Origin of the sequence: Rhodococcus sp. B10, from assembly GCF_011770055.1 — a bacterium.
Taxonomy (GTDB): domain Bacteria; phylum Actinomycetota; class Actinomycetes; order Mycobacteriales; family Mycobacteriaceae; genus Rhodococcoides; species Rhodococcoides kyotonensis_B.
In genome coordinates, this window is sequence record NZ_JAAFYV010000005.1 from 218,342 (window position 1) to 224,763 (window position 6,422).

At 64.5% G+C, this 6,422-nt stretch carries 6 protein-coding genes; 3 read left to right on the forward strand and 3 right to left on the reverse strand.

The genetic code is table 11. From position 1 onward, the window contains the following. Position 1 precedes the first annotated feature (1 nt). Complete coding sequence (locus RhoFasB10_RS05590; RefSeq protein ID WP_167675516.1) at positions 2-1,273, reverse strand: amino acid deaminase; 1,272 nt, start codon at positions 1,271-1,273, stop codon at positions 2-4. A 126-nt stretch (positions 1,274-1,399) separates the two neighbouring features. On the opposite strand from RhoFasB10_RS05590, the gene RhoFasB10_RS05595 reads away from it, so the two are divergent. Genes RhoFasB10_RS05595 through RhoFasB10_RS05605 form a run of 3 tightly spaced genes read left to right on the forward strand, consistent with a single transcriptional unit; the run spans position 1,400 to position 3,596 of the window. Continuing rightward, positions 1,400-2,407 carry a sugar kinase gene (locus RhoFasB10_RS05595; RefSeq protein WP_254303538.1) on the forward strand — a complete coding sequence of 336 codons (1,008 nt, stop codon included), beginning with the start codon at positions 1,400-1,402 and terminating at the stop codon, positions 2,405-2,407. Beyond that, positions 2,404-3,198: an IclR family transcriptional regulator gene (locus RhoFasB10_RS05600; protein ID WP_068427192.1), complete on the forward strand. Its 795-nt coding sequence runs from the start codon at positions 2,404-2,406 to the stop codon at positions 3,196-3,198. Before RhoFasB10_RS05595 ends, RhoFasB10_RS05600 begins: the two co-directional genes overlap by 4 nt. Continuing rightward, positions 3,195-3,596, forward strand: a complete 402-nt coding sequence (locus RhoFasB10_RS05605) for a RidA family protein (RefSeq protein WP_068427194.1) — start codon at positions 3,195-3,197, stop codon at positions 3,594-3,596. The genes RhoFasB10_RS05600 and RhoFasB10_RS05605 overlap by 4 nt, the downstream gene beginning before the upstream one ends. A gap of 40 nt (positions 3,597-3,636) precedes the next feature. On the opposite strand, the gene RhoFasB10_RS05610 is transcribed toward RhoFasB10_RS05605, so the two are convergent. Next, positions 3,637-4,803, reverse strand: a complete 1,167-nt coding sequence (locus RhoFasB10_RS05610; RefSeq protein WP_068427195.1) for a hypothetical protein — start codon at positions 4,801-4,803, stop codon at positions 3,637-3,639. A gap of 77 nt (positions 4,804-4,880) precedes the next feature. Beyond that, on the reverse strand, positions 4,881-6,032 hold the full coding sequence (locus RhoFasB10_RS05615) for a nucleotide pyrophosphatase/phosphodiesterase family protein (protein ID WP_068427196.1): 1,152 nt from the start codon (positions 6,030-6,032) through the stop codon (positions 4,881-4,883). Between the last annotated feature and the right edge of the window lie 390 nt (positions 6,033-6,422).

A 6,422-nucleotide genomic window follows, 5' to 3' on the forward strand; every position in this document is an offset into this window, starting at 1 on the left:
CCTAGAAGAAGGTGTGGACGAGGTCGACGACGCGAGGGTCCTCGGCATCGGCGTCGTCGATCACAGGAATAAGCCGCCATTTGTCGAATGCCGTACAGGGATGCGAGAGACCCAGTCGTACAACGGATCCGATCGGTGCAGCTGCGTCGTCGTCGGGGAAGCGGAGGAATGCGTGCTGATCGTTGAGGGCGGTGACCTCGGCCGCATCGATCGACTGAGGCGTCGGAAGGCCCTCGTCGAACGGCAGGTCTCGCTTACCCGCGTCGAGCAGCGCCAGACCGGGCTCCGGCCGCGAGACGACGCGGGCCCACCCGTGCATCGCCGACGTCAGCGCATCGTCGGAGCGGGCAGGGATCATCGGCGAAATCTGCGAGTAGAAACCGTCGTCGTGGATGATGTACGCCCCGGAACGGAGAACGACCGACGTCGGAACGCCTCGCGCACCGTCCTCGTCCGCGAACGACGCCAACCGCTCGACCACGAGATCCTGATACGCGCTGCCGCCTGCAGTGATGAGCGCGGTGCCGGAGTAGAGGCCGGCAGCGTCGAGTTCGCGGTGCAGCGCGCCGACGGCGTCGAGATACGTGCGAACCGCCTCGAGGCCGCTGTCCGATCGGTCGTGGCTCAGTGCCCCCTCGTATCCGCCGACGCCGACGAGGTTCAGTCGAGGAGAGTCGGCGACAGCTTTCGCGACGGACCGCGCCTCCTCGATGGTGCGCGCGCCGGTACGGCCGTGTTCACCACCGAGTTCGACGACGATGTCGACGGGGCGCGTGCCCGTGGTGTTGTCCAGGATGTGGTTCATGGCGCGAACCGTGTCGAGGCCGTCTGCCCAGCAGACGAATTCGAATTCCGGGTGCTCGTCGAGTTCGCGCGCGAGCCACGTCAGGCCGACTGGGTCGACGAGCGCGTTGGCCAGCATGACCCGGTCCACACCGAAGCTGCGTGCGGTCTGAACCTGCCAGATGGTTGCGAGTGTGATGGCCCAGGCGCCGGATTCGAGCTGACGTCTCCACAGGGTCGGCGCCATCGTCGTCTTGCCGTGCGGGGCGAGCTTCACGCCGGATTTCTCGGCCCACGTCGCCATGACGTCGACGTTGTGCTGCAGTCGGCCGTCGTCCAGCGTGAGCAGCGGGGTCTGGAACTGGCTGAGAGTCGGTCGCGTCGCGAGGAATTCGCGGATTCCCAGTCCCCACGCCTGCGGGGGAACAGATTTGTGTTCGGGTCCGAGCAACCGCGACGCAAGGGCGTCGACGACATTCGAGTCGATCAAGACAAGACCTCCAGGCCTGACTTCGCTATGCGTTGCGCATTTTGCAACGCAAGTTGCGCAAAATGTTTGTGCTCAGTAGTGTGCAACGAACTGGGGGAAAGTCGCAAGCATTCGAAGGAGATCGATGTGACGTCGCCGCGAGCGATCTGCGTCGGCGAGGGGTTGGTGGTCCTCGTTGCGGAACCGGGCCCATTGGAGAATTCCGAAACGTTCACCAGGTCGGCCGGTGGTGCGGAAGCCAACGTGGCGAGAGTGCTCGCTCAGTTGGGCGTGTCGTCCTCGTGGATCTCGAGAGTGGGCAACGACGGCTTCGGCCGTTACCTGTTGACGCAGCTCGTCGACGCCGGCGTCGATGTTTCCGCTGTCGTCCTCGACGAGACCCGACCGACCGGCATGTACGTCAAGCAGCGCGGCGGTGGAACGGGGTCCGAATGGGATCTGCCCGACGGGGACAGTCGGATGACGTATTTCCGGACCGGCTCCGCTGCAAGTGCGTTGTCGCCCCGCGACATCGGCGGGGGAGCTGCTGCGGATGCGATCGGGTCGGCCGAAATCGTGCATTTCTCGGGCATCACGGTCGCGTTGTCCGAGTCGGCCGAACGGATGACACGCGCGTTGATCGCCGGTGACGGTCTCGTCAGCTTCGATCTCAATTACCGGCCCGCGTTGTGGGCCAACAGGATCGACGACGCATCGCGAGTTCTCGCCGACCATGTGCGTGGCAGCGACGTCGTCCTGATGGGAGCCGATGAGGCGGGCGTGGTCTTCGGTCTCGACGATCCGGCCGCGCTGCGCGCCGAGTTTCCCGAACCGCGACATCTCGTGATCAAGAACGACGCGCATGTCGTGACGGCGTTCGACGGCGACGAGCGTGTCGACGTTCCCGCCCTCCGGCTCGATGTGGTGGAGAAGATCGGTGCGGGCGACGCCTTTGCCGGCGGATTCCTCGGTGGCTTGCTGAACGGGGTGTCGGCGGAAGGGCGAGTCCGCCTCGGGCATCTGTGCGCGGCGGGTGCGCTCACGGCTCGGGGTGACGTGGCGACGATTCTCGCCGGGCCCAGTCTCGATGCAGCAATCGGTCTGTCGGCCGACGAATGGACGCGAATTCACTACGGGGAGTTGGTGAGTGTATGAGTCAGAGTCTGTCGCGAGCGTTGACGATCCTCGGTCTGCTCGGCGACGAGGGCCGGTCGCTGGATCAGCTCGCCACCGAACTGGGTGTCCACAAGACGACGGTGCTGCGTCTGCTGCGGACGATGGAAGCCGACCGGTTCGTCCAGCACGACGCGGAGCATCGGTACATGCTGGGATCGAGATTCTTCGAACTGGCCAGTCACGCGCTCGAGCAACGTGACGTCAGGACCGTCGCGCGCCCGCATCTGGCTGCGCTCAACGCGTCGACCGGTCAGACCATCCACCTCGCCACCTACGAGAACGGCGAGGCCATCTACATCGACAAGTTCGACGCCAAGCAGAGCGTGCGCATGTACTCGCGCGTCGGCAGACCCGCAGCCTTGCACTGCACCGCGGTGGGCAAAGTCCTGGTATCGGCGAGGCCTCGGTCCGAACAGGTCGAGATCGCGAACAATCTCGGTTACCAGCGATTCACCCACAAAACGATCGATTCGGCCGAGCGCTACCTCGCCGAACTGGAACTCGTTGCGCAGCAAGGCTTCGCGGAGGATCACGAGGAACACGAGTCGTTCGTCAACTGCGTGGGCGTGCCCGTGCGCAACGGAGTGGGCGACACCGTGGCCGCTGTGTCGATGTCCGTCCCCGACATGCTGTTGGACCACGCTCAGGTACTGGCAACGCTGCCCGAGATCTTGGCTACCGCAGCGGCGATATCGGCAGACCTCGGGTGGAGGTCTGCCACAGAAACTTCGACCATCGAAGACAACATGAACGTGAAAGGAATCCGATGAGCGAGAAGATCGCAGTCCGCACCGATGCAGCTCCCGCACCCGCACACACCTTCTCCCAGGGCGTACGCAAGGGCCCGTTCGTGCAGGTGTCGGGGCAAGGACCCGTCGACCCCGAGACCAACGAGTACCTGTACCCGGGGGACGTCGCTGCGCAGACGACGCGCACGCTCGAGAACGTGCGCGCCATCGTCGAGGCGAGTGGAGCGACGTTCGACGACGTCGTCATGCTCCGCGTGTACCTGACCAAGCGCGAGGACTTCGCGATCATGAACGACGCGTACGGCGAGTTCGTGCAGAAGCACACGAAGGGTGACGTGCTGCCCAGTCGTACGACAGTGTTCACTGGGCTGCCCCGCGAGGAAATGCTGGTGGAGATCGACGCGGTGGCCATCGTCTGACGCACTACGCGTTGCTGATGCGTCGGGTGTTCCGACCGCATCAGGCGTTGTCGAAGAACGCGGCGGTGCGGAGCGTGAGGCGGAGTGTGGCCACGATGCGGTCCCATGGAACGGCCTCCGCTTCGTACTCGTCCATCGCGTCGGTGTCGCCGCGTTCTTCTGCTTCGAGTGCGCACTCACGCCACGACCGAGCTTGGTCGGAGCAGAACGCTTCGTAGCCGGCGATCTTGGTCCTGTCCTGGCCGCATACCGATACGACGAGTTCCACGTCGACGGCACCCTCGGCCGCCGAGTCCAACTCGAGCAGAGCCAGCAAATCGGGCGGCACGTCGCAGTCGCCGTCGTGGTGCGCATCGTCGTCCGAGGCCGTGAAATCCGGTTCGGGGCGGGGATCCGGTCCTGTGTACGCGACGACTCCGCCGAGGTGGTCGGCGAAGGACGCGTCGACGCGCATGACGAACTCGGCCAAACGATGGAAAGCGGCGTCGAGATGTCGAGGCACTAGAGGTTGTGCGTCGACGCTGGCCGCGACGTGCACACGGTCGTCGACCAGGAGGAATTTCAACCGGGAGTGGCGGCGATTGAGGTCGGCGACCAATTCGGCTGCACGCGTACGACCCGAGATCCGCTCCACGACCGGCGCGTGGATACGTACTTCGGTCGGACCGGCCACATAGACGTATGCGGTGACCAGCCCCAACATGATGGCGACGCTCTTGTCGGCGGAGAGCTCGACGTCGAGTCCCGTGACGTTGCGCAAACAGCTCAGAACCACGCGCTCGAGTTCGTCCTCGCGATCGGTCATCACGGCAGTGGTCGGGTCGTATGCTTCGGCGCCCCTGGAATCCTCGTCACCGTCGAGAAACGCGGGGTGCGGAACGCCCCACACGGTTCTGATTTCGCCGACGGCCAGGAATGCCAGATGATCGGCCCACGCGGCCGACTTCTCGACGACGTTCGTGGACGATTCGGCATCGTGCGCCCATGGAGGAACAGGCGCCGACAACGCGGTCGTGGTGCAGACGATCGTGTCCGACGGCGTCCTGCGAAAGGTCATGGTCGGCCGTCGTCGGTCGTCCGGAACGAATGCCGGACACAGCGTGATTTCGGCGGTGCCGTGCGCAAGCCGATCCGCCAACCGGCGAGTGAATGCACCCCAGTCCTTCCCGGTCGCCTCGTCAAGATCCAGCCCATCGAACGTCGACATGTGTTCCCCGTTTCTGCCGCTTCGGACTTCTCGAACGGGTGGGAAGGTAGACGGGGGTACCGACAGGTTCAGGGCAGTCAGTGACTCGGACGGACGACCAGCGCTGGAACCAACAGCTCTGCCGACGTCAACGAGCCGTGATGACCGCGGAGTCGAGCCGCTATCGACTCGGCATCGGTTCGCACCAAGGCGGATCGATCGTGCGCGAGCGCAAGTAGGTCGCCGATCCGCCCGTACGCGGCCCGCGACACGGCCGGGCCGAACCAGCCGTTGTCGACGGCCTCGTCCTTGGTGACGACAGTGAAACTTCTCCCCAGTTCGGCCTTCCACGCGTCGTACACCTCCGACGTTGCTCCCTTCCGGGTGTAGACGTACCTCATTCGTGCTTCGCCGCCCAGCTGTCCGACGCCGGCGCGTAGGGCAGGCGACGCGTCGTAGTCGACACGGTCCCCGACCTCGACCATGCCGTGGTCCGAGACGACCACCAACGCTCCGTCCGTCGGAACCGTCTCGGCCAACGATTGTGCGAGCCGATCGACCTGACGGAGCTCCGCCCGCCACGCGTCGGAACTCGGTCCGCGTACGTGTCCGACGAGATCGAGGTCGCCGAAGTACGTATAGGCCAATGTCGGACCAGGGGAGGACAGAACGTCGGCGACATTCCCGACGAGGTCACCGGATGTGATCGACGTTCGGAACGACGCCCCGCGCAACGATGCACGCGTCAGACCGGACCCGTTCTGCAGCGCGGGGCCGACGTGGAAGATCCCGACGCCCGACGCCACACCGTGTTCGAACGAGGTGCGTGTCGGTTGAAAAGTCTCCGGAACGAGGTCGGGGGAAAGTTCGTCAGAGCTCGACGACCCCTGCAGTGCCCACTTCAGGGAGTTCATCAGCCCCTTGTGGCCGGGTGGTGAGACGAGATAGCCGACGATTCCGTGCTCACCGGGAGGTAAGCCGGTGCCCAAGGAGCTGAGACTCGTGGCGGTCGTGCTCGGAAAGCCGGCGGTGATCGAGTTGCTCGTGTGCGAGGTCAGAAACGGCGCGTCGTCCGGGTGTGCCGCTAACTGCTCGGCGCCCAGGCCGTCGACGACGAGAAGGCAGATGCGTCGGGCGCCCTCGAGTTCGAAACCGATTCTGTCGGTCGTGTCCGGGACGCCGAGATGGGCGAGGATCGATGGGACGACGTCGGCAAGCGACGCGGATCCATATCGGGGTTGCAGAAGCATGCCACCACCGTAGGACGCCGGGGCAACCGCTCGCTGTGTGTTGTTAACAGTTTCAGCGCGCTGACCAGGCGATTTGCGCAAGTGTTCTCGTTGGCGTAACTTTTGTCGAGTCAGAGCGACACGGACACCGACCCGAGCCGAGAGGCGCGGGACACGAGGTTGGACGAGGTTAGCACTGACGCCCCCGGATAAGGTAAGAAAGTAACCGCGTCCGGGATACGAACGTGTAAGCCCCAGAGCAAACGCTAAAGCGAGAGCGATGGTGTGCGCGTGTTCTTTGAGAACTCAACAGTGTGTCGATGAATGTCAGTGCCGAATGTTTTTGGCGCTCATGCCTTTCGGGGTGTGGGTGTGACGTCTTCTTGCTTCATTCTTCCCGTCTGGGGTGAG

Coding starts and splice junctions, on each gene's coding strand:
- RhoFasB10_RS05600 (WP_068427192.1), top strand. CDS start 2,404: ATGAGTCAGAGTCTGTCGCGAGCGTTGACGATCCTCGGTCTGCTCGGC.
- RhoFasB10_RS05605 (WP_068427194.1), top strand. CDS start 3,195: ATGAGCGAGAAGATCGCAGTCCGCACCGATGCAGCTCCCGCACCCGCA.
- RhoFasB10_RS05610 (WP_068427195.1), bottom strand. CDS start 4,803: ATGTCGACGTTCGATGGGCTGGATCTTGACGAGGCGACCGGGAAGGAC.
- RhoFasB10_RS05615 (WP_068427196.1), bottom strand. CDS start 6,032: ATGCTTCTGCAACCCCGATATGGATCCGCGTCGCTTGCCGACGTCGTC.